Origin of the sequence: Algoriphagus namhaensis (assembly GCF_042649705.1) — a bacterium.
In the GTDB taxonomy this organism is placed as follows: domain Bacteria; phylum Bacteroidota; class Bacteroidia; order Cytophagales; family Cyclobacteriaceae; genus Algoriphagus; species Algoriphagus namhaensis.
Map to the genome: position 1 here is coordinate 1,293,897 of NZ_JBHRZS010000007.1, position 26,635 is coordinate 1,320,531.

Sequence of the window (26,635 nt, forward strand, 5' to 3'; positions counted from 1 at the left end):
CTGGCTACTCTCCTATTTACAGCATCTGAGGCTTTATTCTAACCAACCCTTCCCATGATAAAATTCTTTAGAAAAATCAGACAAAATTTACTTTCAGAGGGAAAAACTGAAAAGTATTTGAAATATGCTGTTGGAGAAATAATACTTGTGGTTATCGGAATTTTGATTGCGTTATCCATCAATAATTGGAATGAAAATATCAAGAAAGTGGAGCAGGAAAAAGTTTACTACTGTAAGATTAAAGAAGATTTACAAACCGATATAAAGAATATTCAAAGAGGCATTAAATCTTTGGATGAGAGAATAGTTTCTGCTAAAAAGGTACTAATAAACTTGTATCAGAAAGTTGATGACAAATCCATTCTATTGGAAGGGTTTATTCCAGCTGTAAGATCTTACGATTTTATACCTAGTAAATCTGCAATTCTAGATATAACGTCTTCAGGTAAATTAGAAAATTTTAGCAACTCTAAACTGAAAACATCTATTCTACAGCATTATTCGGATTTAGAATATTTAATGAATGTTTTACAACAAAACCAAAAAGGGTTCAGTGCCCTGAGTTTTAAATATGAGGACTTTAGTGCGTTTGGCTACCATCAAATCCCCTTATATAAAGATAATTATGGAGAAGAACTATTAAGTCTTATGCCAAATGTTAATTGGCAAAAGGATACGGAAAACATTCTCTTTAAGCAATTTCAAGATCACATTAATATGTCGGTAATCATTAGTGCTCGAGAAAAAGAACTATTGAAGCAAATACTCTCTAGTACCGTAAAATTGGAAACAGAATTAGAGTCAAATTGTAATAATTCAACCAAATAAAGACCTAATACCCAAATGATAAAATTCTTTCGAAAAATTAGGCAGAAACTGCTCTCTGAAAATAAATTCAGCAAGTATCTGATTTATGCGATTGGGGAGATCATTCTGGTAGTCATAGGAATCTTGATCGCGCTGCAGATCAACAATGACAATCAGGAAAAACTAAATCGAAATTATGAGGTGACCATGCTGAGGGAAATTCAAGATGCTCTTGAAGAAGACATCAAAAATATGGAAGGTGGACTAGAGAATATAGCCGAGGTAAAAAAAAGCGTCTTCAAATTAGCCTCGATTCGTAGCGATCCTTCTTACCCTCAAGATTCATTGGCTTATCATTTTAGTGAAGTGAGAAGAGGCGGTATTACCATTGCAGTGAATTATAGTCCCTATGAATCGATCAAATCAACAGGCTTGGATAAAATCTCAAATTCCGACCTCCGAAACAGCATTACCAATTTGTATGAGGTACAATTAAAAGGGGTAGAATTTTGGGTGAATGATTTTATTAGAAGACAATTGTACAAGAGAGGTGATTTGGTGGCAACATTGTTTGAAAAAGAAGTGAGGCCAGATTCCATCAAGGGTATAGAAGTAGAATACTTGATCAATGAAGAGGTGATGCAAAAGGATGAATTTGATGATTTCATGATTCTATCCGGTGGATTTATCCCCATTGCCGAGAGATATATCAGCGTCGCTATTAGAAATATGAAATCTCAAGTCAAAGAAATCGAGCTAGAACTGAGCAAATAACCAAAAAAAACACTTTTTTAAACTAAATACTTTTTGGCAAATTCAGAACGAACTCCTATTTTCAAACAGCAAAAAGAAAGCGCCAGCGCATTTTTTGAATTAAACGCACAAAAGGTGCATATACTTGACCAAATCGGTTAAATATATGTACCAAAAGTACGTCAATAAACAAGTTAGGTAGCATTAAAATCACCATGATAAAAATCGTAAACCACAGCAAAAAAGTATTAGATATAGCCTCTAAAAATGGGTGGAGTGTTGGTGCTCGTTATACGAATTTAAGGGACATTAAAACTTTTAAAAATATAGCCTTTATAGACATCGACTGGAAAAATTACAACTTTAAAAAGCATTTAGCCACTGTTAAAGAAATTAGACCAACAATGACTGTAGCAAGAGATATTGAAAACATAGATGACTTAAAAAGTATTTTGGAAGAAGCTCAAATTCTTGAGCAATATTGTGAATACGTGATTGTTGTACCAAAAGCAATCGAGTTGGTTAATCAGATTGATATGATTCCGGAAAGGTATATTCTTGGGTATAGCGTACCTTCTAAATATGGAAAAACTGAAATACCCCCAGAATCTTTTGGAAATAGAAAAGTTCATTTATTAGGTGGTCGACCAGATGTTCAGCGAAATTTGGCAACTATTATGAATGTAGTAAGTGCTGATTGTAATAGATTTACTTTAGATGCAGGATTTGGTGATTATTTTGTTGGCGACAAATTTATCCCACATTCAAAGGGTGGATATGAGAACTGTATAAATGATAGTATATTGAACATAAACAAAATTTGGGATGGATACAATGGACAGAAGGGATGAATTTCTTTTAAAAATGTACGAACAAATGTTCAATGATATTGACAGACATCATAAGATAGTTTGGCAAGTTATTGGTGTATTAATTGGTTCCTTTGCAGTAGTAGCATTGGCTGAAAAAGAGTTAATTCCTATAGATATTGCCGTTGCGGTTGTGATTCTTATTTCACTTTGGGTAATTGCCCATGTTTATGATTCAAATTATTGGTATAACAGGAATCTTGTTATCATTTCAAACATAGAAAGACAATTTTTGAAGAAAGAAGACCTTAAAGAAATTCAATACTACTTTGGTGAGCACCGAGATAAAAATGCGGTTCAAACCTCTCTCAAAATTCAGCTTTATGTAGGTTGGGGTCTTGTTGTGCTTTTTTTGTCTTATCATTTCATCACGGAAATTTATCCGGGATTTTTTATCAGTTGGGCAGATGCTTCATTTGACTGGATGAAAATGATGCCCTATATCGTTCTTATTGTGTTCTACTTAAAACTAGTAAAGTGGATAAAAAAGAAAAGGGAAAATGACTATGAAGAATTTGTGGCAAACTCACCAGGAATTGAAATAGACACCAGTTCAATTAATTACGGAGGAGGTCATCCTATCTCTAAAAAATAAACGCTACCTAACAATGTGTATAGTGCATAGCACCCTTCGGGATGCTACGACACCATACACGAAACGTTACCAGTAACCGTATGACAGACAACACAGCGACATATTATGTTTATGTTTACATAGACCCGAGAAACTTTGAAGAGTTCTATTACGGCAAAGGAACGGGAAGTAGAAAGTCTGCTCATCTCTCTGACGACAGCGACACAGAAAAAGCAAAACGCATTAAAACGATTAAAAAGGAAGGACTTGAACCAATTATAAAAGTAATTGCGAAAGGGTTAACAGAAAAAGAAGCGTTTTTAGTTGAGAAAACTTTAATCTGGAAACTTGGTAGAAACTTGACAAATCTTTCTTCGGGACATTTTGCCGACAAATTCAGACCTCACGACACTTTTCATCAAGACCTTTCCGGCTTTGACTTTAACAACGGACTTTATTATGTAAATGTTGGTGAAGGACCCAATAGGTGTTGGGCTGACTGCAAAAAATTCGGCTTTCTATCGGCTGGACAAGATAAAAAATGGAGCGACCCTATAAGAACATTAGAACTAGGTGACATTGTGGTTGCTTACTTAAAAAATCACGGCTACGTTGGTATTGGACGAGTGACTGAAAAGGCAATTAGAGTAAATGATTTCAAAATTGACGGAAAAACATTGAGACAATTTGAAGTCAAAGAGCCGAATATATTTGACAACTGCGACAATGATAAATCAGAGTTTCTTGTAAAAGTTGATTGGATAAAGGCAGTTGACAGTAAACAAGCAAAATGGAAAAGCAAATTCGGACTTTTTACAAGCCAACTTATCAAAGCTTCATTGCAAGGACAGCACACGACAAGACTATATTTAGAAACTGAATTTGACATAAAGTTCAAAGACTTATTATTAACTGAATGACAGCGAACAAAAAAAGAACGGCTACTGGTAACATAAGTTTGGTATCATGCGGGGTGACGTGCTTACATTCAAGTTCAGTTTTTCAATTGGGCTTTAGTGCTGGCTTGACAGTTTTGTGCTTCGAAATCCACTTTTTCGCCAAGCGCCAAACCGCTAGCGGCAAGCGAAAAACAAATAATTGGAATCATGAAAACAATTAGCCTAATCCTCATCACAATGATTTCGCTTCAAAGCTTTGGACAGTCATCTTCAGAGAATAGAAATTTGGAATTTGATTCTTTAGACCTTCAAATTTTGATTAGAGCTGACTCTATCTTATCAGATGAAACGAAATGGAATAAGCAGGATGACAGAAAATGTGACGATGACATAGCAAACGAAAAATATAGCCTCTTTTGTTCTCTCTACAAGGCTTCAATAGATATTACAGGTGAGTATGAACACCGAAGATCGTCTTTACAGTTAGTAAGATTTACATTGGAGAAATATGAAAACGGAAGGGTAATAAATCATAGACTAATGGACTGGAATAATCATCCAGATACAAGCTTTGAAGAAATTAAAAAAGTATTAAGGGAATCTATAGATGAGATAAAAACAATAAATAAAGCTGCCGCTAACGGCGGGTAAAATTAATAGCTAGTTTAAGCTTGCTTACGAAAACCTCCCCTCAAAGCATAGATTGTATCTACCCTTTCCAATTTTTCCAGCAGCCTCAAACCCCCAAAATCTTATAAATCTCTTCCAAAATCCTGTAAGGCTTTTTTGTGTAAAATTGGTCAACTTTGTATCCTCGGAGACTCGCTATGGACACAAAGACCACAAATCCAGATATAATCTATAAGGAAACCTTTCCGGTAACCGGCATGACCTGTGCCGCCTGTGCTTCGAGCGTAGAGACGATCTTGCAGTACACCGATGGGGTAAAATCCGCATCGGTAAACTATGCCACCCAAACCGTAAAGGTGGAATTTGATGCCAGCACCAGTCCAGACAAGCTAAATCAGGCTCTGACCGATATCGGCTATGGACTGATCATTACCGATCAGAATGCTTCGGAAGTAAGTCAGGCGGCTCAAGAGGAAGAATATTTGGCCACCAAGACGCGCTTGTACTGGTCAGCTGGGCTAACCCTTCCTGTGGTGATCCTTGGAATGTTTTTTATGGATTGGGAACCGGGAAAATGGATTTCCCTCCTACTCACTCTTCCTGTGTTATTCTACTTTGGAGCACCATTTTTTGTAGGAGCGTGGAAGCAAGCCAAGCATCGCAAAGCCAATATGGATACGCTGGTGGCCCTGAGTACCGGGATCGCTTTTCTTTTTAGCCTTGCCAATACGGTTTATCCTGAGTTTTGGACCACACGGGGCATTATGCCGCATGTGTACTACGAAGCTGCTACGGTCATTATCACCTTTATTACCCTGGGAAAAGTACTGGAAGCACGCGCCAAATCGAGTACCAGTTCGGCGCTGAAAAAATTGATAGGCCTTCAGCCCAAAAGCCTCAAGGCAAAAATCGATGGAGTCGAACAAGAAATTCCCATCAGCGAAGTAGTCCAAGGCTATGAGATCATTATCCGTCCAGGAGAGAAAATCCCGGTGGACGGAAAAGTGATTTCTGGAAGTTCCTTTGTGGACGAAAGCATGATCTCGGGTGAACCCATCCCTATCGAGAAATCAAGCGGAGCCAAAGTCTACGCCGGCACGGTCAATCAAAAAGGCAGTTTTAGCTTTATCGCAGAAAAAATCGGTAGTGAGACCCTCCTATCGCAGATTATTCAGCGGGTGCAGGAAGCTCAAGGCAGTAAGGCTCCTGTGCAAAAACTGGTAGATAAAATCGCTGGAATCTTTGTTCCTGTGGTGATCAGTATTTCCATTTTGACATTTGCCACTTGGATGATTGTAGACGGTGAAGATGCCTTTACCCATGCCCTACTGACGTCTATTGCGGTTTTGGTGATTGCCTGTCCTTGCGCCTTGGGATTGGCTACGCCTACTGCCATTATGGTGGGCGTTGGAAAAGGAGCTGAAAACAATATTCTCATCAAAGACGCCGAAAGTCTAGAACTCGCTCATCGCGTGAATGCTGTCATTTTGGACAAAACCGGGACGATTACGGAAGGGAAGCCAACCGTTGGTAGAATTGAATGGACTGGAGAAAGTAAACGGTCCACGGAGGACGTTCGACCGTCGACCGTGGACTATCGCTCCATACTTCTAGCTCTTGAGAGCAAATCAGAGCATCCGCTTGCAGAGGCGGTTGTTAAAAGTCTTCATAAACTTAATATCAGCCCTGCATCCATTCAGAATTTCCAAAGCATTACCGGAAAAGGCGTACAAGCTAAATCATCTACTGGAGAGACCTACTTGGTGGGGAATCAAAAGCTTTTGGATGAACAGCAAATTAAGCTGGATCCTGAAAGCTATGAATTAGCTGAAAAATGGCGTCAGGAAGCTAAAACCGTTGTTTTCTTCGCCAATGAAGAAGAGGTTTTGGCTGTTATTTCCATCGCAGACCAAATCAAAGAAAGCTCCAAAGCAGCCATCCAGAACCTACAATCTCAGGGAATTGATGTGTACATGCTCACAGGGGACAATCAGCACACTGCCAAAGCTGTAGCTGATGCCGTAGGTTTGAAACACTTCAAAGCTGAGGTGATGCCTTCCGATAAATCTGATTTTGTAAAAACCCTACAATCCCAAGGAAAGACCGTTGCCATGGTGGGTGATGGAATCAACGATTCGGAAGCTTTGGCTCAAGCCGATGTCAGCATCGCCATGGGGCACGGTTCGGATATAGCCATGGATGTGGCCAAGATGACCATCATCTCCTCAGATCTTCAGGCCATCCCAAAAGCCTTCCACTTATCAAAATTGACAGTAAACGGCATCCGACAAAACCTCTTTTGGGCTTTTATTTACAATCTGATCGGAATTCCTATCGCTGCGGGAATTCTTTACCCCATCAATGGGTTTTTACTTGACCCCATGATCGCCGGAGCCGCTATGGCCTTTAGTTCGGTTTCGGTGGTATTGAATAGCTTGCGTCTGAAAAGCAGAAAACTCTAAAGAATTTCCAACTAACTCTAGCCCCTTACACATTCTTACGAATCAACAATCTTCAAAATGAAAACGTTAAAATTTAAAACCAACATCAACTGCGGCAATTGCCTCTCCAAAGTAAGTCCTAAACTGAATGAGCAAACTGGAATAGAATCCTGGGAGGTAGACTTGACTGACCCGGATAGAACCTTGACCGTGGTCACAGAAGACTTAGAACCTGAAGCGATTAAAAAGGCTGTATTGAAGGCAGGTTTTCTAGCCAACCCCAAGTAATTATTCATTAATAATCAATTACTTACAGTACAAATTTGAACATCCAGAATTTTATTCCGTATTTTTGACTCAATGAAAGCGAGTATTTCCATTCTTTTAGCCCTCTTGGTTTTCTTCTCATCCGTTGGGATGGCGAAGACGACGCATTTTTGTATGGGTATGGAAATGAAATCGGAAATCGGTTTTGGAAAAAAACATGTGGACTGTGGCATGAATATGCCCATGGACCACAGTGAAAATGATTCAGACAATCATCAAGACTCCAAATCCTGCTGCGAAAATATCACTACTCAGCTTCAGGTAGACGATGAAATTCAATTGAAAAAAGTGGATTTTGACTTATCCTTAAACTTTGCCGTCGCTTTAGTTCAGGTTTTTGTTTTTGGGATTGATTCTGATTCTTTCGAAGGAGATCAATTCCCCACCTCTTCCCCTCCCCTGATAGAACAGGACCTTCAGGTGCTGTATCAGTCTTTCTTGATTTAAATCGCTGGTTGCAGGAAGCCCTGCATGCATTCCATGTGCCAAAAGTCTTTGGCATCCATTCTTGCATTTAACCATTGATTTATGCTCAATCGACTTATCAAGTATTTCTTAGAAAACAAACTGGTAACGGTTCTTTTCCTTTTGCTGATTATTGGCTGGGGAATTGTTACTGCTCCTTTCAACTGGCAAATTGATTTTCTGCCTAGGGATCCCGTCCCTGTGGATGCCATTCCTGACATTGGAGAAAACCAACAAATCGTCTTTACGGAGTGGATGGGTAGATCTCCCCAAGATGTGGAAGATCAAATCACCTATCCCCTCACCACTTCTCTTTTGGGTCTTCCGGGAGTAAAAAGTGTGCGATCAAGCTCTGCATTCGGCTTTTCCAGTATCTATATCATCTTCGAAGAAGATATTGAATTTTACTGGAGTCGATCGCGGGTTTTAGAAAAGCTCAATTCCCTTCCAGCCGGACTTTTACCGGATGATGTCCAACCGAAACTTGGACCAGATGCCACGGCTCTGGGTCAGGTATTTTGGTACACCCTAGAAGGAAGGGATGAGGACGGTAATCCTACGGGAGGCTGGGATTTGCACGAGCTTAGAACCATCCAGGATTATTATGTACGCTATGCCCTTACGGCCGTAGAAGGCGTCGCAGAAGTGGCATCAGTCGGCGGGTACGTCAAGGAATATCAAGTAGATGTAGACCCAGGAGCTTTAAAAGCCAATGGGGTGACCTTGATGGATGTCATGGAAGCTGTGAGAAAATCCAATCTGGATGTATCAGCAAATACCATCGAAGTCAATCGGGTTGATTATTTCATCCGAGGCCTAGGCTATGTAGAGGAATTGGAAGATCTAGACAAGGCCGTTGTCAAAGTCACTAACAATGTTCCAATCCGTATTCAGGATGTAGCTCGAGTGAATATTGGGCCACAGCCCAGAAATATGTCTGGCATCTTGGACAAAAGTGGAGCTGAAGCTGTGGGTGGAGTCGTAATCGCCCGATATGGTGATAATCCTCTAAAAGTCATCGAAGGTGTGAAGGGAGAAATTGAAAAGCTTTCTCAAGGCCTACCTACCAAAACATTAGCTGACGGCACAGTTTCCAAGGTCACCTTAGTGCCTTTCTACGATAGGACAGGCTTGATATACGAGACCTTAGGGACACTTTACGAAGCCATCAATCTTCAAATTCTAGTCACAATCCTGGTGATCATCGTGATGGTGTATAACCTCCGAGCTTCACTCCTGATTTCAGCCTTGCTCCCCATGGCGGTATTGATGTGTTTCATTTTCATGAAATACTTTGGCATCGATGCCAATATTGTTGCCCTATCGGGAATTGCTATTGCCATCGGAACCATGGTGGATTTGGGGATTATTCTAAATGAAAATATTCTGAGGCATCTGGAAACTGCCCCAAAAGGCCAATCCAAACTCAAGACCGTTTATCTGGCTACTTCCGAAGTCTCTGGAGCCATTATCACAGCCGTTAGTACAACCATTATCAGTTTTCTTCCAGTATTTACGCTCCAGGCGGCGGAAGGGAAACTCTTTGGTCCTTTGGCTTATACCAAGACTTTCGCCTTGGTTTCAGCGGTAATTTTCACACTACTGATCATGCCTGCTTTCTCCCACTGGGCTTTTTCCATGAAGGAGATCAAAGGGAAGTTGGGTAGAATTCTGAATTTTTCGCTTCTGCTTCTAGGTCCTGTTGTTGCCTTTACTATGTGGGCTTGGGGCGGCTGGTTGCTGTTTGCTTTTGGCGCACTCAATGTTCTAGCAGATCAATTTCCTGAAAAAGTACAGCCTAAGAAAAATTTCGCAACCATTTCCATCACACTGCTCTTCGTCACTTGGCTTTTGACTGGGCTTTGGATGCCATTGGGTGTTTCTGTGAGTAAGCTGCTGAATTTTGGATTTATAGCCTTTCTGCTGGCTTTGGTTCTAGGTGGATTTTCGGGTTTTATTCGAATCTATCCTAAGATTCTAGTATGGTGTCTTGCGAATAAGGGCAAATTTATCCTTTCCCCTATCCTAGTGATCCTTCTAGGAACTAGCGCTTGGTTAGGATTTAATCGAGTATTTGGATTTATACCAAGAAGCTTTGATGTCATTGGGGTCAATATCCGAACTACCGGACTCTGGTCAGGTTTGAGTCATTCATTTCCCGGAATGGGCAAAGAATTTATGCCTTCACTGAATGAGGGTTCATTTCTACTCATGCCGACTACCATGCCTCATGCAGGAATTCAGGAGAACAAAGAAGTCCTTCAGCAACTCGATATGTTGGTCACAGCAATTCCTGAGGTGGATTTGGTCGTGGGAAAAGCCGGACGGGCAGAGACAGCAATTGACCCTGCTCCTATCAATATGTTTGAAAATACCATCAATTATAAAAGCGAATATGCCACTGATTTGGACGGAAATAGACTTCGCTTTAAACTAAAAGATGGAAAATATGAGCTAAAAGACGGTTCTCTATTTGATCCGGAAACGATGACTCCCAATCAAATTCGGGTAGAAGATTTGGTGCCTGATGAGGATGGCGAATACTTCCGTCAATGGAGGAAACACATTCAGTCGCCAGATGATATCTGGGAAGAAATCGTTTCAGTCATTCAAATCCCAGGCGTGACCTCTTCGCCAAAACTTCAGCCCATCGAAACCCGCTTGGTGATGCTTCAAACTGGAATGAGAGCACCAATGGGGATTAAGGTATATGGACCTGATCTTCAAACTATTGAGGACTTTGGTCTCCAATTGGAAAAATATCTCAAAGATGTCCCTTCGGTAAAAAAAGAAGCTGTTTTCGCAGATCGAATCGTGGGAAAACCTTACCTGGAATTGGACATCAATAGAGATGAAATATCCAGATATGGAATGAATGTCGTGGATGTTCAAGACTTTATAGAAACCGCCATTGGAGGCATGAAGCTAAGCACCACGGTGGAAGGCCGCGAAAGATTTCCAATCCGTGTGCGCTATGCACGGGAGTTCCGCGACGATCCTTATGCCATTGAGAATCTTCAAATCCCGACTCCTTTGGGCAATTACATCCCATTGAGCCAAGTTGCAGAGATTTCTTATAGACCGGGACCCGATATGATCCGGGGGGAAAACAGCTTCTTGGTAGGATATGTCCTCTTAGACAAAATGGACGGTTTTGCTGAAGTCACCGTAGTAGAGCAGGCACAAGACTACATCCAATCAAAGATCGATTCAGGTGAACTGAAAGTGCCAAATGGAGTTCGATATGCTTTTTCTGGCACTTACGAAAACCAAGTCAGAGCTGAGAAAAGGTTGGGAATTGTGGTTCCGCTCTGTCTCATCCTGATTTTCTTGATTTTGTATTTCCAATTTAGATCGGTATCCACTTCCCTTTTCGTATTTGTGGGGATAGGAATGGCATTCTCTGGCGCTTTCCTCATGCTTTGGCTATATGGGCAGGATTGGTTTATGAACTTCTCCTTCTTCGGAACCAATCTCCGTGATCTATTCCAAATGAAAATCTACAATCTCAGTGTGGCCGTTTGGGTAGGATTTATAGCCTTATTCGGTATTGCTACGGATGATGGGGTAGTCGTCGCTTCTTATCTAGATCAAAGCTTTAAAGCCAATCAGCCTAAATCTGTGAAAGAAATTCGAGAGGCGGTTTTGGAAGCAGGTAAGCGAAGAGTTCTTCCATGTATGATGACTACTGCGACGACTTTATTGGCATTGGTACCAGTCCTGACTTCTACAGGGCGAGGTTCGGATATCATGATCCCAATGGCTATTCCATCTGTTGGTGGGATGGTTTTGGAGATTACCACTGTATTTATTGTCCCCACTTTGTATTGCTGGTGGGCTGAAAGAAAATTGAAAAACAATTCCGAAGTATTCACTGAGGAGTTTAACACATCAAGCCATGAATAATAGAATCTTCACGAAATTTGAATTTCAGGGTAAAAATCTCGGGATTCAGATTTTCAATTTGAAATTCCTGACTGTCGTAATTCTCCTTCCTTTGATTTTGACATCAGGAATGACGAAGGCTCAAACCCTTGACGACTATCTAATTCAAGCTGCAGAAAATAATCCAGGCTTGAGGGCTTCCTATGCACGATATGAAGCTGCGATGGAACGGATAAATCAACCCGGATTACCCGATCCAGAACTACAGGCAGGATTTTTCTTTCGACCCATGGAACGCTTTATGGGAAACCAGCAAGCTGACCTGCGATTAATGCAAATGTTTCCTTGGTTTGGAACGATCTCTACCCAAAAGGAAGAAGCCAATTATATGGCTCAGGCTCAATATCAGCTCTTTTTAGAAGATAAAAATCAGTTGATGTACCAAGTGAAATCAACCTGGTACGAGATGATTCGACTGAACGAGGAAGTTAGAATTTCTAAAGAGAACCTAGAATTTCTTAATAAATACGAACGGCTTGCATTGATTAAATATCAGTCAGCAAGTGGAGGTGCATCAAGTGGTTCCATTCCACAAATGTCTGGATCGGAAAGAAGTATGACTTCCAGTTCCTCAGCAGAAGCGTCTGGAATGAGCGGAATGGGAAAAAATCAAAGTTTAGCAGCTAATTCGACGAGTTTATCCAATTCAGGAAGCATGAATTCCGGAGGTATGTCCAATTCTGGTTCATCCATGAGCGATATTCTTCAGATTCGCATTTCAATACGAGAATTGGAAAATACTATCGAACAGCAAGTTGCTGATTTGGAACCTCTACACATCAGATTTAACCAATTGCTTAATCGAGAGATTGGAACAGAAATCTCACTTCCTCCGGGTTTTGAACCTCTAGAATTGGATGCGGAAAAAATGATTGTTTTAGACAGCATTCAAGCCAATAACCCCATGTTGGCAATGTATGACTCAGAATATGCTGCCTATGAACAACAGGCCAAAATGGCTAAGCTTGACGGAAGACCAATGCTAGGTGCAGGCGTTAATTATATGCCATTTACTTCCCGCGAGGAAAACGGGATGGTAATGGGCGGACGAGATATGGTTATGCCGATGGTTAGCCTCTCACTTCCCATTTATCGCAAAAAGATCAATTCTAGAATCAAGGAAGTAGAATTGCTTCAAGAGGCGACAATTTTAGAAAAGGAACAAACGAGAAATCTATTGGCTGTAGAATGGGCAAATGCCTATCGAGATTGGGAAAATGCAGAGCGAAAAATCAGACTCTACAGCGAGCAAAGGGATTTGACCAATCAAAAGCTCAATTTATTAATCACCTCCTATTCGGGTGATGGAGAAGATTTTGAAGAACTCCTCAGGGCTCAGCAGCAACTGCTGAATTATCAGTTACAAGAGATCAATGCCATCAATTGGCAATATCAAAGCCTAGCTAAACTGGAGATGCTTTCCTCCTCTTCAATTCCCCTTAATTAATGAATTCCATGAAAAAGATATTTGAAAATAAAGTGATCCTCATTGTTAGCACCTTACTTCTTGGTGGAATACTCGGGTGGATTATAAAGCCAGGGGCTGAAAGCTCCGAGGCCAGTCACGAGCATTTATCCGTATTTGGAGAAGATACGCTTTGGACTTGCTCCATGCATCCTCAAATCAAATTGGGAGAACCAGGTTCTTGCCCTTTGTGTGGGATGGATTTGATTCCAGCCACTCAAATGACCTCGGGGTCCGGTAATCCTATGGTTTATGAAATGACTCCTGAAGCGGTGGCTTTAGCACAAATCCATACAACCAAAGTCGGCGGAAGCAATGCCTCAGGTGAGCTTTTCTTGACAGGAAAAATTCAAGCCGATGAACGCGAGAATGCATCTGTAACGGCAAAATTTCCAGGAAGGATAGAGAAACTCTTTGTCACCTTCACAGGTGAAAGAGTTCAAGCAGGGCAAAAATTGGCAACTATTTACTCTCCTGAGTTACTTTCAGCCCAACGAGAATTGATAGAAGCAAGCAAGAGCAAAAATGACTTTCCCGAGCTCTATCAAGCCTCAAAAGAAAAACTTAGACTTTGGAAACTAAATGAAAGCCAAATTCTAGCGATTGAGCAAGGAGGCACTGTGAAAGATCAGATCGATATTCTGGCGGATCAAAGCGGTGTGGTCACCCAGCGGAATATATCCGTAGGAGACTATGTCAATACAGGCCAAGTATTATTCAATGTGGTCAACCTGAACAAACTTTGGGTTTTATTGGATGCTTATGAAGCAGATTTGAATTCTATCAAACTGGGAGATCCTATAAATTTTTCTGTTTCAGGTCTATCTGGCGAAACTTTCCAAGCCAAAGTATCATTTATTGATCCGCTTTTGGACCCCAACACCAGAGCAGCGTCGATACGAGTAGAAATAAGCAATTCAGGACAAAAATTAAAACCAGAAATGTTTGTCACGGCCAAAATCAAAACTCAAAACAAAGGGTCTGAAAGTGGCATCAGTGTCCCGAGAACGGCTGTCCTTTGGTCTGGGAAGCGCTCAGTGGTTTATGTGAAAGTGGCTGGTGAAAGGCCTTCCTTTGAAATGCGAGAAGTCACTTTGGGCAGTAGATCGGGAGAAAATTATCAAATTGAATCTGGACTGCAATCTGGAGAAGAGGTCGTTACTAATGGGGTTTTTGCCATCGATGCTGCTGCTCAGCTGTCAGGTCAATACAGCATGATGAACCGACCTGAAACCAAATCAATTGAAGTAGCTCCTGAATTTAGAGCACAAATCACAATAGTTGCAGATGCATATTTCGAAGTGAAAAATGCTTTGGTTAAGGATGACCTGGAAGGAACCAAAAAAGTGATAAGCAATCTAAATGAAAGTCTTGCTCAAGTAAATATGTCTTTGGTATCAGATAAAGCTCATGACTCCTGGATGGCTCAATTGGCTGGACTGAAAGACGCCAGTGCAAAGATTTCTTCTTCTTCAAACCTTGATGAATCCAGAAAGTATTTTTCAATGCTTTCTTTCCATATTCTAGAAATGACAGAAACATTCGGGATTAATAAAGATGCTGTTTACCAAGATTACTGTCCCATGGCATTTGGAGATCAAGGAGCCTATTGGTTGAGCGAAAGAAAAGACATTACCAACCCGTATTTTGGTGCTTCGATGCTTACATGTGGGGAAGTAAAACAGACATATCTCAAAGGCCAGCCCGTGATGAATCTTTCTGACTCAGCTCCTAGCCCGGCCCCAACTCACCAACATTAATTAAACTAAACCTTTATATTCTAAATATGAAAAAATCTCTAATCATCGCCCTTACCCTATGTTTTGCAATATTCTCCTGTGGAGAAAAAACTGAAAATCAGGAAGGTCAAGAGATGCAGAATGAAGCAAAACAAGAGACTGTATCAACTCCTACGGCATCTTCAACCTCTGTTTCAACGACTGACATGATTGATGCCTACCTTTCGGTAAAGGACGCGTTAGTAGCTGATGACCAGGCTACAGCTGCAGCTGAAAGTCAGACATTAGTGAATGCGATTCGAGAATTTGATGCTGAGGCTGATCTAGAAGATCTAAAGGCTCAAGTATTGACAGAAGCTGAAAAATTGGTATCAGGTGATATCGCTAGTCAACGCGAAAGCTTTCAAGCCTTAAGTGTGGGGATGAAAGAAATCTTAAAAGTAGTCGGCACAGATAGAACAATCTATCAGCAGTATTGCCCCATGTATAAGAACAACACAGGCGGTATGTGGCTTAGTGCATCTGAAGACATCAAAAACCCACTTTTTGGAAGTTCCATGTTGACTTGCGGCAAAGTTGAAGAAACCTTGGCCATGAATTGATTTCAAATTGAAAGCGAATTCTATTTTTAGGTTCGCTTTCTTAATTACCTCATATATGAAGCTAAAAATATCACTGTTCGCACTCTTTCTATGTCTGATTTCTTGGTCTTCTTTTGGACAAGAAAAGCTATTGGAACCATTAAAAGTCTCTGAAATCCGAGGTATAAATGTCTTTGGCAAGCCAGTGGACAATCAAACCCGATGCGTGCATTGGCATTCAGAATTGGACATCATTGCCATCAAATTCAAATGTTGCGATAAGTATTACCCTTGCTTTTCCTGCCATGAAGAAGAAGCAGATCATGATCATAAAGTCTGGCCAAAGGAAGAATTTGATCAAAAAGCGATTCTTTGCGGGGTTTGTGGGAATGAACTAGGCATTCAAGAATACATGAATTCTAATAATACTTGTCCTCATTGTAAATCCAATTTCAATCCTGGATGTAGCAAACACTATCATTTGTATTTCGAGACAAAAACCCACAATGAGAAAAAATAATCAATACTACATTAGACGAACCCACCGATTTTTAGGTGTTTTTATTGGGATACAATTTTTGTTGTGGACCGTTTCTGGGATTTACTTCTCTTGGACAGACATTGATGAGATCCATGGTGATCACTTTAGGGAAGTGATTGCACCGGTTACCTTCGATCAGCCGCTTTTTTCACCTTCTGAGTTGAATTTTGATCAAGGTATTTATTCTCTTGAACTAAGGTCAATAGCTGGGGAGCCGTTTTATTGGGTGAATGAAAACTTTCTATTTGATGCAAAAAATGGTGTAATCCGGGAAGCTATTACTGAATCAGAAGCGATAGAAATCGCTAAAATGCATATTGTTTCAGATATTCCTGTGCGAGAAGCCATTTTAATTGAGCAAGTGGATTCGCATCATGAAATTCGTGATAGAGCCATGCCTGTTTGGCAAGTGCAGTTTGATCACCCCGAAAATCTTGTTGCCTATGTCGACTATAAGAATGGAAATTTTGAACGAGTAAGACATAGAAGTTGGCGATGGTTTGATGCACTTTGGATGTTTCACACCATGGACTATGCTGGTCGAGATAATTTTAACAATTGGCTCTTGAGGGGCTTTTCCTTATTCGGACTTGCCACCATTTTAAGCGGCTTTACCTTATTTTTTGTCACTCAGAAAAAAAGGTTGTAAAAATTCGAGTGAATGAACGTTAGCCAATCTGCTATTGGATACTCAATCTAACTCCGAGAAATGCCCTAATTCCCTGATTGGAGGCAAACATATAGGTGGGGTCAAAAGTCAGAGCATTCGGATTTGATGGTGTAGGGATCACCGATCCATCCGGTGCGAAATCCACTCCCCGATCAAAAGGATCAAAAGCTCTGGCAATGGAATTGGCTGGAGGCGTAAAATTCAAAAGGTTCTTCACCCCTCCATAGATTTCCCATTTGTCTCCAAGGGTCTTGGTGAGTTGGATATTCTGTATGCTAAACCATGGAGAAAATTCAGGTCTATCATCCAATGCACCCAATAAAGGCAAACGCATGGGGCTATAGACATTTCCCGTATAATCAACCGTAAGACCGAGGTCTGAGAAATTGTACCCTATCGTCCACACACCAGAAAAACGCTCGGTAAGCAATTGTCTAGTGCTGACCCCCTCCTCTTCAATGCTGACGTCCATCAAGGTCACTCCTCCCATGACTTTAAAGCCATTGGCCCAAACTGCATCTACATTCATCGAAACGCCCTTAGATGTCGCAGTTCCGTCCAGATTGTCGTAGATGATTTGATTGGGGTTGGTTTCATAATCTGGGATGATTCGATTGGTGAAATGGGTGTAAAACGCTGACGCATCCAATCCGATAAAAGTACCTCCATCGGTGTAGATTTTTCGAACTAGGTTTGCATTGGCATTCCAGCTAGTTTCCGGATCTAGTTCCTCCGCAAAAACCACTTCTCTGGCACCTGTAAGCGCAGCATGATCTTCGGTAAAGACATTTGCCACACGGAAGCCATTACCTGCTGATAAACGCAAAACCGTGTTTTTATCCGCAGATGAAAGCTTGTAATTCACACGGGGCGAAAAAATGGAACCATGCACAGAATTGTAATCCAATCGACCACCTAGAAGGACGGTGGAGGAACTGCTTAATTTGATTTCATCCTGCACAAACAACCCTGGCAAATGGGTCACAGAAGGTTCATTTGTTCCCTTTTCACTAAATGTGGCCGGTGTATTATCGTCGTAATAAGTATAGCGATAGGCAAGTCCTGTCAATAAATTATGTTTGCCTAAGCTTTTTGCCCAAGTCAACTGTCCAAAACCAATGATCTGATCTGCCAAATATTCGGTATCTCCATAGACTGAGTTTTGATTGTGGCCATTGGCGGAAAACATAAAATTCAGGTTTTCTGAGCTTTTGATCTGGTAGGTCCCGAAAGTCTCCCAGCGACTGGTGTAGATACTCTCACCGTAGATTACATCTCCTCCTCGATATTCTGGGGTCCAATTCAATTCTCCACCCCAGCGATCCTCGTACACGTATCGCGCCGCTACATTAAAAACCCTACCCTGAGGACGCTTGATGTCTAGTTTTTGAAAAATGGAGATTCGTTCAGATAAGGTTAGGTCAGTGAATCCATCCTCATTATTGTCTATGGGATTGCCATAGTAAAATGCATTGATACCAGTGAGCGACTGCACATTTTCCCCAAAATTGCTTCGAAATCCTAAATCTAAATTGGTCTCTCCCCAGCCAGTCACAAAAGCATCCGCAAAAACCTGAGGAGCTTTAAACGGTGTTTTAGTAATCACATTAATCAAACCTCCAACGGCTTCCGATCCATATAATGTGGATGCAGGGCCTTTGACCACTTCAATGCGATCGATCAAACCCTGAGGAATTCCGGTGAGTCCGTATACCGTGGCCAAACCGCTGACAATGGGCATCCCATCAATCAATATCATGGTATATGGACCTTCAAGCCCATTAATATGAATATCACCAGTGTTGCAAACATTGCAATTGACCTGTGGTCGTACTCCATTTACATTTTGAAGGGATTCGAACAATGAGGGCGTAGGATTGGCTTTAAAAAATGTCTTACTGTATACCTCCACCGGCACAGGGCTATCTAGCTTGGATACCTCCTGCATAGTACCTGAAACCACCACTTCATCCAAACTGGTGTCTAATTGTTTCAGGTCAAAAACGAGCTCAGATTCAGAATCCAAGCTGACATCAACTGATTGTTGAACACTCCCAAAACCCATCAATGAAGCCTGTATCGTGTATTTTCCTGGTTTAGGAACCGTTAATGTAAACCTACCTTCCTGATCAGTGACGGCTCCTATTGAAGCATCTTTAATCCATACATTGGCATATTCAAGTCCAACACCACCAGACAAGACTTTTCCAGTAATCCTTTGACTTTGGCTAAAGGAAGCGAATGAGATGAATAAACTTATGAAAAGAAGAATGGACCTTTTCATCATGATCTAAATTGAATTAGTATTACAAAAGTATAAAGTTAGACTACGCTAACAAAATTGTTATTGAAAAAAAATTAACATATTTGAATCTGCAAACTCTAAAAAATGGCATCTCAAACAGAAGAGAATTATTTAAAAACCCTTTTTAACCTTGCACAGGAAAGTGGACAGGTAAATATCTCAGAATTAGCAAGTAGGCTAGCAGTGAGTAAACCTACGGTTAATAGTATGGTGAAAACCATGCAGAAAAACGGTTGGGTGGATTATGAAAAATACAAGCCAGTGACCTTGACCGAAAAGGGCAAAAAGGCTGCAGCCCTTGTCATTCGAAAGCATCGACTGACAGAAATGTTTTTAGTAAATGAGATGAAATTTGGTTGGGAAGAAGTTCATGAGATCGCCGAACAAATGGAACATATTCATGCCCCTAAATTTTTTGAGCGAATGGATGAAATGCTCGGATTCCCGACAATCGATCCTCACGGCTCCCCCATTCCTGATAAATCAGGACGGGTTCAAGAAATCAACTATCTCAGCCTTGTGGAATGCAAACCTGGTCAGACTGTTATTTTGGCGGGTCTTACCAACAGCTCCTCAGATTTTCTGGAGTTCCTTAATGGTCGACAGCTTCGCCTAGGCCTAGAACTCAAAATCCTATCAAAGGAAGCTTATGACCATTCTTTAGTGGTTTCTTATGAAAATCACGAATCTGAAACTTTGAGTGAAAAAGTATGCCAGAAGCTTTTGGTCAAGGTTATGTAATTCTTGAATTCAACTTGCCAAAATTTAAGCCTATGGTCTCTTTATTTAATAAGGATCATTATTCCAATATTTTCCGCTAATTTGAATTCAACCCTGTTTAACAAATCTTTCGCCATGAATTCAAAACGTAACCTTTCCTCTCCTCTCACTTTTCTAAAGGCAATCTGTCTTGGTTTCCTTTTTACATGCCTTCTTTCATGCAATCAATCCAAAGGTACGCTTGAGTCTGACTTTGAAGGTTGGGAAATTTTCGGTGCTGCAGATTGGACCATTGAGGAGGGAATACTTCATGGCACAGTGAATGATACGGTAGGCTTCGTGATGAGCAAAGCGGCGTATTCTAGTTTCCGACTTACGGTAGAGTTCAAACCCAATAGTAGTATCAATTCAGGGATTTATTTGCGCTGCCAAAACAAAGAAATCAGCTTCGTGGATTGTTATGAATTCAATATCTGGGATTTACATCCCAATCAAGACTTTCGCACAGGTGCTGTCGTTAACATTGCTCCACCCTTGAATTATGTAGAAACTATAGATCAATGGAATACTTATGAGATCGAATTGAAAGACAATAAGCTGAAAGCCTGGGTGAACGGGGTTCAAACGGTGGATCTTGAGGATCCCAGCTTAAAGGAAGGTTTTATTGCGTTACAAGCCATGGGGAGTGGAGAAGTGAGTTTTAGAAAGTTGAAAATCCAAGATTTATCCAAAAAGTAATCTAATGTCCTTAAAGAAAACTCGAAAAAGGTTTCTTTTCATTCTTTTCCTTACCTGTCTTCACTTCCCCACTTTAGGTCAAGGTTTTTCTTATGGCACTTCCTCGGAAGAAGCACTCATCGCCTATCATCAAGGTTGGCAAAGAATACTAGACTTAGGAGAGTGGACCTTGGCAGAAGAGTCTTTCCGAAATGCTGTTGAAAATGATCCTGATTTTTTGTTGGGCTGGAGTCAAGTGGGAAGAATCTCCAATGAACCAGAGGAGCGAATGGAAATCTACCAAATGCTAGAAGAAAAGAAGGATGAAGCGGAAGGTTTTGAACGGGAATTACTGGAGGTCTATTTGGGCAGCTTGAAAATCATAGACTATAGAGATAGAGGATTGGGTATAAAGCCAGAGATGGTCAGCGAATTCCGAGATAAACTATTTTCAACGTCCCAGTCCTTTTTGCAAATTTATCCCGAAGAAATTTACATCGAGGCAGAATATATGGAAGCGATCCATGGTATCTATGGGGCTAAAGCCACTTTGGACTCCATGGCAAATCGGCAGATTTTCGACAAGAGTGCTTTCTTTAAAAGTTATCAAGCACTGTGCTTTTCAGAACTGTGCCAAAGTAAAGAAGCAATGCTGGCACTTGATGAGCTCTCAGAATTATTGGGAACTGAAGATAGTCCGGCTTTTTATTACACTAAGGGGCGTATTTTGTATGATCAAGAAAAGTACTCAGAAGCGAAAAAATCGATTAATAAATGCCTTGAATTGGACCAGAAGCATACTTTGGCTAGACGAATGGAAACGCTTCTCAATGATTATTGAGTTATCTCTTCCAGCCTCGATTTGCCTTTTTTTCAGCATTGATCTTTTTGGATTTTAGTCGCTTTTCTATGGCTCCTTTTTTAGGCTTTGTTGCCTTTCGGATTTTCTTTTTCACAAAAGCGCTCCGGAGTAATTCCTGAAATTTTCGGATTGCAATCTCCTTATTTTGGAGCTGAGACCGCTTTTCTTGCACAGTGACTTGCAAGACGCCTTCATCCGTAATTTTGTTTTTGAGTTTGGAAAGTACGATCTCTTTTTCAGCTTCATTTAGGAGTTCAGAAGCCTTGATGTCAAAATTCAACTGAACCTTTGTCTCGACTTTATTTACATTTTGCCCGCCCGGTCCTCCACTTCTTGAAGTGATGAATTTCAATTCGTTCAAAAACTCTCCCTTGCGCACTCGCTCATTGATGGAATTCTCCATTTCAAAATATTCTATTCCGCTGTCATTATCATTCTTGTTCAAAAATCATTAAATTATTTTCGATAAACCACTTTTGCCTAAACTCATGAAGAAAAGACGCGAATTTTTAAAAACCTCCCTACTCGGTGCAGCTGGACTTGCAGTAGCTCCGGCATGGCTGCATGGGGCTCCGAATATCATTAAATCTTACAACCAAAATGGTTCGATCATTAATGGAGTGAAAATCGGTTGTATTACGTACTCCTTTCGACAGATGAAGGATCAAAGTGCTGAAGCTATCCTAGGATATATCAATCAGGCGGGAATCAGCGCTGTTGAACTTATGGGTGACCCAGCTGAGGAGTTTGTAGGTAAAATCCCTATCGGCTTCAACAGAATGGATTTATTTATGCTTATGGGTAAAGAAAGAAATGAAACCATAACTGATGACGAGAAAAAGGACCTTGAGGAAATGAGAGCCAAAATTGACTCTTATAATAAAGAAGTCGCAACTTGGAGAGAACAGGCGGACATTTCAAAATTTGAAGAGTTGAGGAAAATGTATGAGGCATCAGGCGTGGAGATTTATGCTTTTAAGCCAAGTACTTTTGGAAAGCTGAACACGGATGGTGAGATCGCTTACGGAATGAAAGCAGCAAAGGCTTTAGGTGCTAGCCATGTTACCTTGGAGCATCCATCAGACGATCAGCATACCATGAAACTAGGTAAGATGGCTGAAGAAATCGGTATCTCTGTTGCCTATCATGGACATGAGCAGGAAACCTTTACATTTTGGGATACCGCCTTGGAGCAAAGCCCTGCCAATGCCCTAAATCTTGACGTGGGACATTACATTGCTGCGGGGAATACGGATTTAATGCCATTGATCGAAAAGCAACACTCAAGGATCAAAAGCATCCATGTAAAGGATCGAAAAAACCCTGAAAATGGTAAGGACAACGTGATCTGGGGACAAGGGAATACACCCATCGCCGAAATACTCAATACTATGAAGGCAAATCAATACGACTTTCCTGCAACTATTGAATTGGAGTACAAGATCCCATCTGGATCAAATCCTATTTTGGAAGTTCAGAAATGCCTAGATTTTTGCGCAAATGCACTGAACGCATAAGCATCCAGACAAAAAGAAAAAGGCGATCCAATTATGGATCGCCTTTTTTTATTGAACCTTACTTCGTCCCATTTGATGTAGATTCAACCAAGCTGAGCTGTGACAATTGATTGGTGAGTGTTTTACCACCCTTTATTCCAAAATCCAAAGTTCGGATAGGGAATGGAATTGTAATACCTTCTTGATCAAATGATTTCTTCAAGGATAAGATGGCTTCATTTCGCCCTGGAATAAAATCCTTTTGTTCTTCTGAATATTGTACCCAAATATTCAGCGTGAAATTTATAGAACTGTCGCCAAAGCCTGTCCAAAAAATACTCGGTTCCTCAGATTTCAGCCGATGAGGTAAGTCTTGCATAGCCTCTAGGGCTACTCGCTGAACATGCTCCAGATCTTCCCCATAACTCACCCCACAGTCAATCTGCACTCGTCTCTTCTTATTTTCTGAATAATTGATAAAATACTCTTGAAAAAGCAATCGATTCGGGACATGAACAACTAGACCATTGAAAGATTGGATTTTGGTTACTCGAAGATTAATATCCACCACGGTACCTTGATGCCCATCTTTTGATTCAATCACATCTCCAATTTTATAAGGCTGATTGAAAGTGATAAAGATTCCTGACATAAAATTGGCAGCAGTGTCTTGAAAAGCAAAACCTAAAGCCAAACCAGCTATTCCCAGTCCAGCCAAAATGGATGAAACAGTTTTGCTTAGGTCCATGACAGATAAGGCCATCATGATTCCCAAAACCAAAATACCCAAGAAAAACAGTTGACTCAAAAAACGACTGATAGTCTCATTGGTACCGAGACGGATCATGTATTTTTGAGAAAGTGACTTTACTGATCTACCTATAAAAACAGTGGCCAAAATCACTAAAATGGCCAAAATCAAGTTTGGTAAAAGGCTGATTCCAGCGGAAAACCAAGTCGATAATTTATCTGTGATTTGGTTGAAAATTGTTGAGGTATCTATTCCTAATAGTTCTTCCATTTATTTTTTGTCTTTTACCGTTGACAGTAGAAAATTTATGCCAGACCTTAAAACACTGGCCACATAGCCCTAGTCCTCGTTTTCACGTATGAGTCATCATGCTTAAAAGAGATTGACTTCGCAGATTGGGGAGATTATTCCTCATAGTTTTTTACCGTCTAAAAGTGTTTGGGTTGTGATCAGTCTTTGTTCACAGGCACATCGGAATATTGGCAAAAAAAAGCCGCAGATTTCTCTGCGGCTCCATCAATCTAATGTGTGGAATTATTTCAAATACTTGGTAAACATCCACATTCTTTTCTCCAGCTCACCCACAAAATTGGTGAGTAAATCTTCTGTTGCGATATCACCAGCTTCTCCAGCGGCCATCGCTATTTTTCGATGTGACTGTACTAGTGATCCTAGACCATCTACTACATTTCTCACAGACTCTTCTGCATCTTCCACATCGGTCACCTCATTCAAGATTGAATTTTTCAGGTATTCGGAATAGGAATGCAATGGCTTGAAACCTATGGTTACGATTCGCTCAGCTAGCTCATCTATATTTTGGTAGACCATGGTATAGAGCTCTTCAAACTGCTCGTGCAGGGTGAAAAAGTCATTACCCTTAATATTCCAATGGAATCCTCTCAAGTTTTGATAAAAGATATGGTAGTCAGAAAGGAGATTATTCAAATCATGTGTCACATCGCCCATCATCTGACTGTCCAAGTTTAGATGGTTACTTAAAGTCGCTTTATTCTTTTCTAAAGTTGTCATTATGATTTTAAAAATTTTTGGTTCGCCTTATAAGGTCCAATTCGTATGCCATGGAGCCTCTGCTAAAGGTTCTTTGGTAAAGCTGCCCTAAACCCAAGGATTATTTGACCAAAATGCTCCTTTGAAAAATAAAATCTATTCTCAAAAAAAAATAGAGAAAACTAGCGTAGAAAGTTTTCCCCAAATCGGCAATTTATTGCACATGAATTAGTAGCGATTAAGCCGCAGATTTAAATATCGTATTCCTTCATTTTGTTAAATAAGGTTTTTCGATCTATTCCTAGTTTCTTGGCAGCTTTAGTACGATTGTACTTTACTTCCGCTAACACTTTACGCAAAACTTTAGCTTCGGCTTCTGCCGCGGCTAGCTTAAGGTCATCCGGCATTTCTTCAGCCTTTTCCTCCTCAGTCCTGTCGAAATTAAATTTTTCAGCGAATACTATCTCCTGTGGTAAGGAGCTCAAAGTAATTTCATCACCTTCAGCGAGCAAAACTGCCCTCCGGATTACATTTCTCATTTCCCGAAGATTTCCAGGCCATGAATATTCCAAAAATGTTTTGATCACCTTATCTCGAAATCCTTCCACCTCTTTTCCCAATTCCTCATTGGCTAATTTCAAAAAATGTTGTGCAAAGTCCTCAATATCAGGTTTCCGCTCGCGCAAGGCTGGTACCGTTAGGCTGAATTCATTGAATCTATGGTACAAATCCTCTCTAAATTTACCCTCCTTAACTGCCAGCCTAAGATCCTCATTAGAAGCTACTATTATTCTTACATCGATGGCTTTATCCACTGTGCCTCCTACCCTTCGGAGCTTCTTTTCTTGTACCAGTCGCAATAGCCCAACTTGCACATCGTAAGGCAGATTGACTATCTCATCCAAAAAAATAGTGCCTCCATCTGCCAATTCAAACTGACCAGGTTTCGCTGCATTGGCTCCTGTAAACGCTCCCTTTTCATGCCCCCAAAGCTCCGAACCAGCCAATTCTTTGGACAATGCCCCGCAGTCAATGGCGATAAAAGGCTGATCTGCACGCTTGCTTTCAGTGTGAATACTCCTAGCAATGTTTTCTTTCCCCGCTCCGCTTTCTCCGTATATGATCACCGAAAGATCAGTCGGAGCCACTAAGCTCACCTCTTTGTATAACTTTTTGGATTTTGGGCCTTTGCCTTTTAGGAATCGGGAATTGGATTTGCCTGATTTTTTTTTGGACACTGGTTTTGACTTATTCTTACTTGTCTCAGTTACGGATGCATTTTCATCCATAGCCCGATCAATGAGGTTTACTAATTCATCTGGGATCAATGGCTTAGTGACATAGTCAAAAGCTCCATTTTTAATCACTTCTACAGCGATTTTGACATCTGCATAACCCGTAATTATGGCAACTTTGGTTTTTGGGGAAATGGATTTGACCTGCTTAAGCACATCTCTTCCTTCCATCTTTCTCAATTTGAAATCACAAAAAATTAGATCAAAAGCTTGGCTTTTGACCTTATCTAATCCTTCCTGACCAGAAAGAGTTGTTTCTACTTCGTGACCTTTTTTGGTAAGGAATCTTTTTAAAAGTTGACAGATATCTAGGTTATCATCGATGACAAGAATTTTGGCCATAAGGTTACAAGTAAGTTTGAACGATTTGGTTCAATTGCTGGATATTAAAAGGTTTACTCAAAAATTCTTTGGCACCTAGACTAATCGCCTTTTGCCTTGCTTCATCATGATCAAAAGCGCTCATTACTACAAATTTTGATTCTTGGCTTTGTTCCAGAATATTCTTCAAAGCTGTGAGCCCATTCCCATCAGGAAGGTTAACATCTAAAAAAACGAGTTCAGGCTTTTCAAGACTGACTGCCTTTTTTCCCTCAAGCAAGGTCCCTGCCATAAAAACCTCAAATCCATTTTTCATTAGAAATCTACTTAGCGCATTTCTAATTTCTGCCTCATCATCAATCACCAATATTTTGGAACCTCCACTATGCATCCTTTCGAGTTTTACATTTTAATTTATACCTAAAAAAAAAAGGCACCAATTCTATGGTAC

At 40.6% G+C, this 26,635-nt stretch carries 25 protein-coding genes; 19 read left to right on the plus strand and 6 right to left on the minus strand.

What is annotated here, in order from left to right; translation table 11 throughout:
- Nucleotides 1-54: 54 nt before the first annotated feature.
- The 15 genes from ACFOSV_RS13955 (at nt 55) to ACFOSV_RS14025 (ending at nt 16,685) form a co-directional block, all read left to right on the plus strand.
- The gene (locus ACFOSV_RS13955; protein WP_377906632.1) at nt 55-828 is read left to right on the plus strand and encodes a DUF6090 family protein; all 774 of its coding nucleotides are present in this window, start codon (nt 55-57) and stop codon (nt 826-828) included.
- Nucleotides 829-843: 15 nt separating this feature from the next.
- Nucleotides 844-1,581 carry a DUF6090 family protein gene (locus tag ACFOSV_RS13960; RefSeq protein WP_377906633.1) on the plus strand — a complete coding sequence of 246 codons (738 nt, stop codon included), beginning with the start codon at nt 844-846 and terminating at the stop codon, nt 1,579-1,581.
- 194 nt (nt 1,582-1,775) lie between these two features.
- Nucleotides 1,776-2,411: a DUF6610 family protein gene (locus ACFOSV_RS13965; RefSeq protein WP_377906634.1), complete on the plus strand. Its 636-nt coding sequence runs from the start codon at nt 1,776-1,778 to the stop codon at nt 2,409-2,411.
- On the plus strand, nt 2,386-3,024 hold the full coding sequence (locus ACFOSV_RS13970) for a hypothetical protein (RefSeq protein ID WP_377906635.1): 639 nt from the start codon (nt 2,386-2,388) through the stop codon (nt 3,022-3,024). Before ACFOSV_RS13965 ends, ACFOSV_RS13970 begins: the two co-directional genes overlap by 26 nt.
- 80 nt (nt 3,025-3,104) lie before the next feature.
- Nucleotides 3,105-3,923 carry an LEM-3-like GIY-YIG domain-containing protein gene (locus tag ACFOSV_RS13975; RefSeq protein ID WP_377906636.1) on the plus strand — a complete coding sequence of 273 codons (819 nt, stop codon included), beginning with the start codon at nt 3,105-3,107 and terminating at the stop codon, nt 3,921-3,923.
- Nucleotides 3,924-4,109: 186 nt separating this feature from the next.
- Nucleotides 4,110-4,553, plus strand: a complete 444-nt coding sequence (locus ACFOSV_RS13980; RefSeq protein ID WP_377906637.1) for a DUF6197 family protein — start codon at nt 4,110-4,112, stop codon at nt 4,551-4,553.
- A 176-nt stretch (nt 4,554-4,729) separates the two neighbouring features.
- Nucleotides 4,730-6,994, plus strand: a complete 2,265-nt coding sequence (locus ACFOSV_RS13985) for a heavy metal translocating P-type ATPase (RefSeq protein ID WP_377906638.1) — start codon at nt 4,730-4,732, stop codon at nt 6,992-6,994.
- 57 nt (nt 6,995-7,051) lie between these two features.
- Nucleotides 7,052-7,261 carry a heavy-metal-associated domain-containing protein gene (locus ACFOSV_RS13990; protein WP_377906639.1) on the plus strand — a complete coding sequence of 70 codons (210 nt, stop codon included), beginning with the start codon at nt 7,052-7,054 and terminating at the stop codon, nt 7,259-7,261.
- 72 nt (nt 7,262-7,333) lie between these two features.
- Entirely contained in the window at nt 7,334-7,747 is a 414-nt protein-coding gene (locus tag ACFOSV_RS13995; RefSeq protein ID WP_377906640.1) for an HYC_CC_PP family protein, read from the plus strand.
- A gap of 81 nt (nt 7,748-7,828) precedes the next feature.
- Nucleotides 7,829-11,671 (plus strand): efflux RND transporter permease subunit, encoded by a 3,843-nt coding sequence (locus ACFOSV_RS14000; RefSeq protein ID WP_377906641.1) that lies wholly within the window; start codon nt 7,829-7,831, stop codon nt 11,669-11,671.
- Nucleotides 11,664-13,157 carry a TolC family protein gene (locus ACFOSV_RS14005; protein WP_377906643.1) on the plus strand — a complete coding sequence of 498 codons (1,494 nt, stop codon included), beginning with the start codon at nt 11,664-11,666 and terminating at the stop codon, nt 13,155-13,157. Before ACFOSV_RS14000 ends, ACFOSV_RS14005 begins: the two co-directional genes overlap by 8 nt.
- 8 nt (nt 13,158-13,165) lie before the next feature.
- A complete protein-coding gene (locus ACFOSV_RS14010) occupies nt 13,166-14,935 on the plus strand; it encodes an efflux RND transporter periplasmic adaptor subunit (protein ID WP_377906644.1) in 1,770 nt (589 codons plus the stop codon).
- Nucleotides 14,936-14,961: 26 nt separating this feature from the next.
- Nucleotides 14,962-15,516, plus strand: coding sequence for a DUF3347 domain-containing protein (locus ACFOSV_RS14015; RefSeq protein ID WP_377906645.1), 555 nt, complete (start codon nt 14,962-14,964; stop codon nt 15,514-15,516).
- A gap of 55 nt (nt 15,517-15,571) precedes the next feature.
- Complete coding sequence (locus ACFOSV_RS14020) at nt 15,572-16,015, plus strand: CHY zinc finger protein (RefSeq protein WP_377906646.1); 444 nt, start codon at nt 15,572-15,574, stop codon at nt 16,013-16,015.
- Entirely contained in the window at nt 16,002-16,685 is a 684-nt protein-coding gene (locus ACFOSV_RS14025; protein WP_377906647.1) for a hypothetical protein, read from the plus strand. Before ACFOSV_RS14020 ends, ACFOSV_RS14025 begins: the two co-directional genes overlap by 14 nt.
- Nucleotides 16,686-16,716: 31 nt before the next feature.
- Here ACFOSV_RS14025 and ACFOSV_RS14030 read toward each other — a convergent pair whose 3' ends face one another.
- Complete coding sequence (locus tag ACFOSV_RS14030; RefSeq protein WP_377907312.1) at nt 16,717-18,990, minus strand: TonB-dependent receptor; 2,274 nt, start codon at nt 18,988-18,990, stop codon at nt 16,717-16,719.
- A 105-nt stretch (nt 18,991-19,095) separates the two neighbouring features.
- On the opposite strand from ACFOSV_RS14030, the gene ACFOSV_RS14035 reads away from it, so the two are divergent.
- The 3 genes from ACFOSV_RS14035 (at nt 19,096) to ACFOSV_RS14045 (ending at nt 21,289) form a co-directional block, all read left to right on the plus strand.
- Nucleotides 19,096-19,752: a metal-dependent transcriptional regulator gene (locus ACFOSV_RS14035; protein ID WP_377906648.1), complete on the plus strand. Its 657-nt coding sequence runs from the start codon at nt 19,096-19,098 to the stop codon at nt 19,750-19,752.
- Between the two features lie 114 nt (nt 19,753-19,866).
- Nucleotides 19,867-20,469 (plus strand): 3-keto-disaccharide hydrolase, encoded by a 603-nt coding sequence (locus ACFOSV_RS14040; protein ID WP_377906649.1) that lies wholly within the window; start codon nt 19,867-19,869, stop codon nt 20,467-20,469.
- A gap of 4 nt (nt 20,470-20,473) precedes the next feature.
- Entirely contained in the window at nt 20,474-21,289 is an 816-nt protein-coding gene (locus tag ACFOSV_RS14045) for a tetratricopeptide repeat protein (protein ID WP_377906651.1), read from the plus strand.
- A 1-nt stretch (nt 21,290) separates the two neighbouring features.
- Here the strand turns inward: ACFOSV_RS14045 and arfB are convergent, their stop codons facing one another.
- The gene (arfB, locus tag ACFOSV_RS14050; protein ID WP_377906652.1) at nt 21,291-21,713 is read right to left on the minus strand and encodes an alternative ribosome rescue aminoacyl-tRNA hydrolase ArfB; all 423 of its coding nucleotides are present in this window, start codon (nt 21,711-21,713) and stop codon (nt 21,291-21,293) included.
- An 85-nt stretch (nt 21,714-21,798) separates the two neighbouring features.
- Between arfB and ACFOSV_RS14055 the strand changes: the two genes are divergently transcribed.
- Nucleotides 21,799-22,827 (plus strand): sugar phosphate isomerase/epimerase family protein, encoded by a 1,029-nt coding sequence (locus tag ACFOSV_RS14055; RefSeq protein WP_377906653.1) that lies wholly within the window; start codon nt 21,799-21,801, stop codon nt 22,825-22,827.
- A gap of 58 nt (nt 22,828-22,885) precedes the next feature.
- Here the strand turns inward: ACFOSV_RS14055 and ACFOSV_RS14060 are convergent, their stop codons facing one another.
- The 4 genes from ACFOSV_RS14060 to ACFOSV_RS14075 all read right to left on the minus strand — a co-directional run bounded on the left by ACFOSV_RS14060 (nt 22,886) and on the right by ACFOSV_RS14075 (nt 26,575).
- A complete protein-coding gene (locus ACFOSV_RS14060; RefSeq protein ID WP_377906654.1) occupies nt 22,886-23,827 on the minus strand; it encodes a mechanosensitive ion channel family protein in 942 nt (313 codons plus the stop codon).
- Between the two features lie 264 nt (nt 23,828-24,091).
- Nucleotides 24,092-24,589 carry a Dps family protein gene (locus ACFOSV_RS14065; RefSeq protein WP_377906655.1) on the minus strand — a complete coding sequence of 166 codons (498 nt, stop codon included), beginning with the start codon at nt 24,587-24,589 and terminating at the stop codon, nt 24,092-24,094.
- Between the two features lie 230 nt (nt 24,590-24,819).
- On the minus strand, nt 24,820-26,205 hold the full coding sequence (locus ACFOSV_RS14070; protein ID WP_377906656.1) for a sigma-54-dependent transcriptional regulator: 1,386 nt from the start codon (nt 26,203-26,205) through the stop codon (nt 24,820-24,822).
- A 4-nt stretch (nt 26,206-26,209) separates the two neighbouring features.
- Nucleotides 26,210-26,575 (minus strand): response regulator, encoded by a 366-nt coding sequence (locus tag ACFOSV_RS14075; RefSeq protein ID WP_377906657.1) that lies wholly within the window; start codon nt 26,573-26,575, stop codon nt 26,210-26,212.
- Nucleotides 26,576-26,635 lie beyond the last annotated feature (60 nt).

What these genes read in the sequence shown, in the direction of transcription:
- ACFOSV_RS13955 (WP_377906632.1), top strand. Translation starts at nt 55, where the DNA reads ATGATAAAATTCTTTAGAAAAATCAGACAAAATTTACTTTCAGAGGGA.
- ACFOSV_RS13960 (WP_377906633.1), top strand. Translation starts at nt 844, where the DNA reads ATGATAAAATTCTTTCGAAAAATTAGGCAGAAACTGCTCTCTGAAAAT.
- ACFOSV_RS13965 (WP_377906634.1), top strand. Translation starts at nt 1,776, where the DNA reads ATGATAAAAATCGTAAACCACAGCAAAAAAGTATTAGATATAGCCTCT.
- ACFOSV_RS13970 (WP_377906635.1), top strand. Translation starts at nt 2,386, where the DNA reads ATGGATACAATGGACAGAAGGGATGAATTTCTTTTAAAAATGTACGAA.
- ACFOSV_RS13975 (WP_377906636.1), top strand. Translation starts at nt 3,105, where the DNA reads ATGACAGACAACACAGCGACATATTATGTTTATGTTTACATAGACCCG.
- ACFOSV_RS13980 (WP_377906637.1), top strand. Translation starts at nt 4,110, where the DNA reads ATGAAAACAATTAGCCTAATCCTCATCACAATGATTTCGCTTCAAAGC.
- ACFOSV_RS13985 (WP_377906638.1), top strand. Translation starts at nt 4,730, where the DNA reads ATGGACACAAAGACCACAAATCCAGATATAATCTATAAGGAAACCTTT.
- ACFOSV_RS13990 (WP_377906639.1), top strand. Translation starts at nt 7,052, where the DNA reads ATGAAAACGTTAAAATTTAAAACCAACATCAACTGCGGCAATTGCCTC.
- ACFOSV_RS13995 (WP_377906640.1), top strand. Translation starts at nt 7,334, where the DNA reads ATGAAAGCGAGTATTTCCATTCTTTTAGCCCTCTTGGTTTTCTTCTCA.
- ACFOSV_RS14000 (WP_377906641.1), top strand. Translation starts at nt 7,829, where the DNA reads ATGCTCAATCGACTTATCAAGTATTTCTTAGAAAACAAACTGGTAACG.
- ACFOSV_RS14005 (WP_377906643.1), top strand. Translation starts at nt 11,664, where the DNA reads ATGAATAATAGAATCTTCACGAAATTTGAATTTCAGGGTAAAAATCTC.
- ACFOSV_RS14010 (WP_377906644.1), top strand. Translation starts at nt 13,166, where the DNA reads ATGAAAAAGATATTTGAAAATAAAGTGATCCTCATTGTTAGCACCTTA.
- ACFOSV_RS14015 (WP_377906645.1), top strand. Translation starts at nt 14,962, where the DNA reads ATGAAAAAATCTCTAATCATCGCCCTTACCCTATGTTTTGCAATATTC.
- ACFOSV_RS14020 (WP_377906646.1), top strand. Translation starts at nt 15,572, where the DNA reads ATGAAGCTAAAAATATCACTGTTCGCACTCTTTCTATGTCTGATTTCT.
- ACFOSV_RS14025 (WP_377906647.1), top strand. Translation starts at nt 16,002, where the DNA reads ATGAGAAAAAATAATCAATACTACATTAGACGAACCCACCGATTTTTA.
- ACFOSV_RS14030 (WP_377907312.1), bottom strand. Translation starts at nt 18,990, where the DNA reads ATGAAAAGGTCCATTCTTCTTTTCATAAGTTTATTCATCTCATTCGCT.
- ACFOSV_RS14035 (WP_377906648.1), top strand. Translation starts at nt 19,096, where the DNA reads ATGGCATCTCAAACAGAAGAGAATTATTTAAAAACCCTTTTTAACCTT.
- ACFOSV_RS14040 (WP_377906649.1), top strand. Translation starts at nt 19,867, where the DNA reads ATGAATTCAAAACGTAACCTTTCCTCTCCTCTCACTTTTCTAAAGGCA.
- ACFOSV_RS14045 (WP_377906651.1), top strand. Translation starts at nt 20,474, where the DNA reads ATGTCCTTAAAGAAAACTCGAAAAAGGTTTCTTTTCATTCTTTTCCTT.
- arfB (WP_377906652.1), bottom strand. Translation starts at nt 21,713, where the DNA reads ATGGAGAATTCCATCAATGAGCGAGTGCGCAAGGGAGAGTTTTTGAAC.
- ACFOSV_RS14055 (WP_377906653.1), top strand. Translation starts at nt 21,799, where the DNA reads ATGAAGAAAAGACGCGAATTTTTAAAAACCTCCCTACTCGGTGCAGCT.
- ACFOSV_RS14060 (WP_377906654.1), bottom strand. Translation starts at nt 23,827, where the DNA reads ATGGAAGAACTATTAGGAATAGATACCTCAACAATTTTCAACCAAATC.
- ACFOSV_RS14065 (WP_377906655.1), bottom strand. Translation starts at nt 24,589, where the DNA reads ATGACAACTTTAGAAAAGAATAAAGCGACTTTAAGTAACCATCTAAAC.
- ACFOSV_RS14070 (WP_377906656.1), bottom strand. Translation starts at nt 26,205, where the DNA reads ATGGCCAAAATTCTTGTCATCGATGATAACCTAGATATCTGTCAACTT.
- ACFOSV_RS14075 (WP_377906657.1), bottom strand. Translation starts at nt 26,575, where the DNA reads ATGCATAGTGGAGGTTCCAAAATATTGGTGATTGATGATGAGGCAGAA.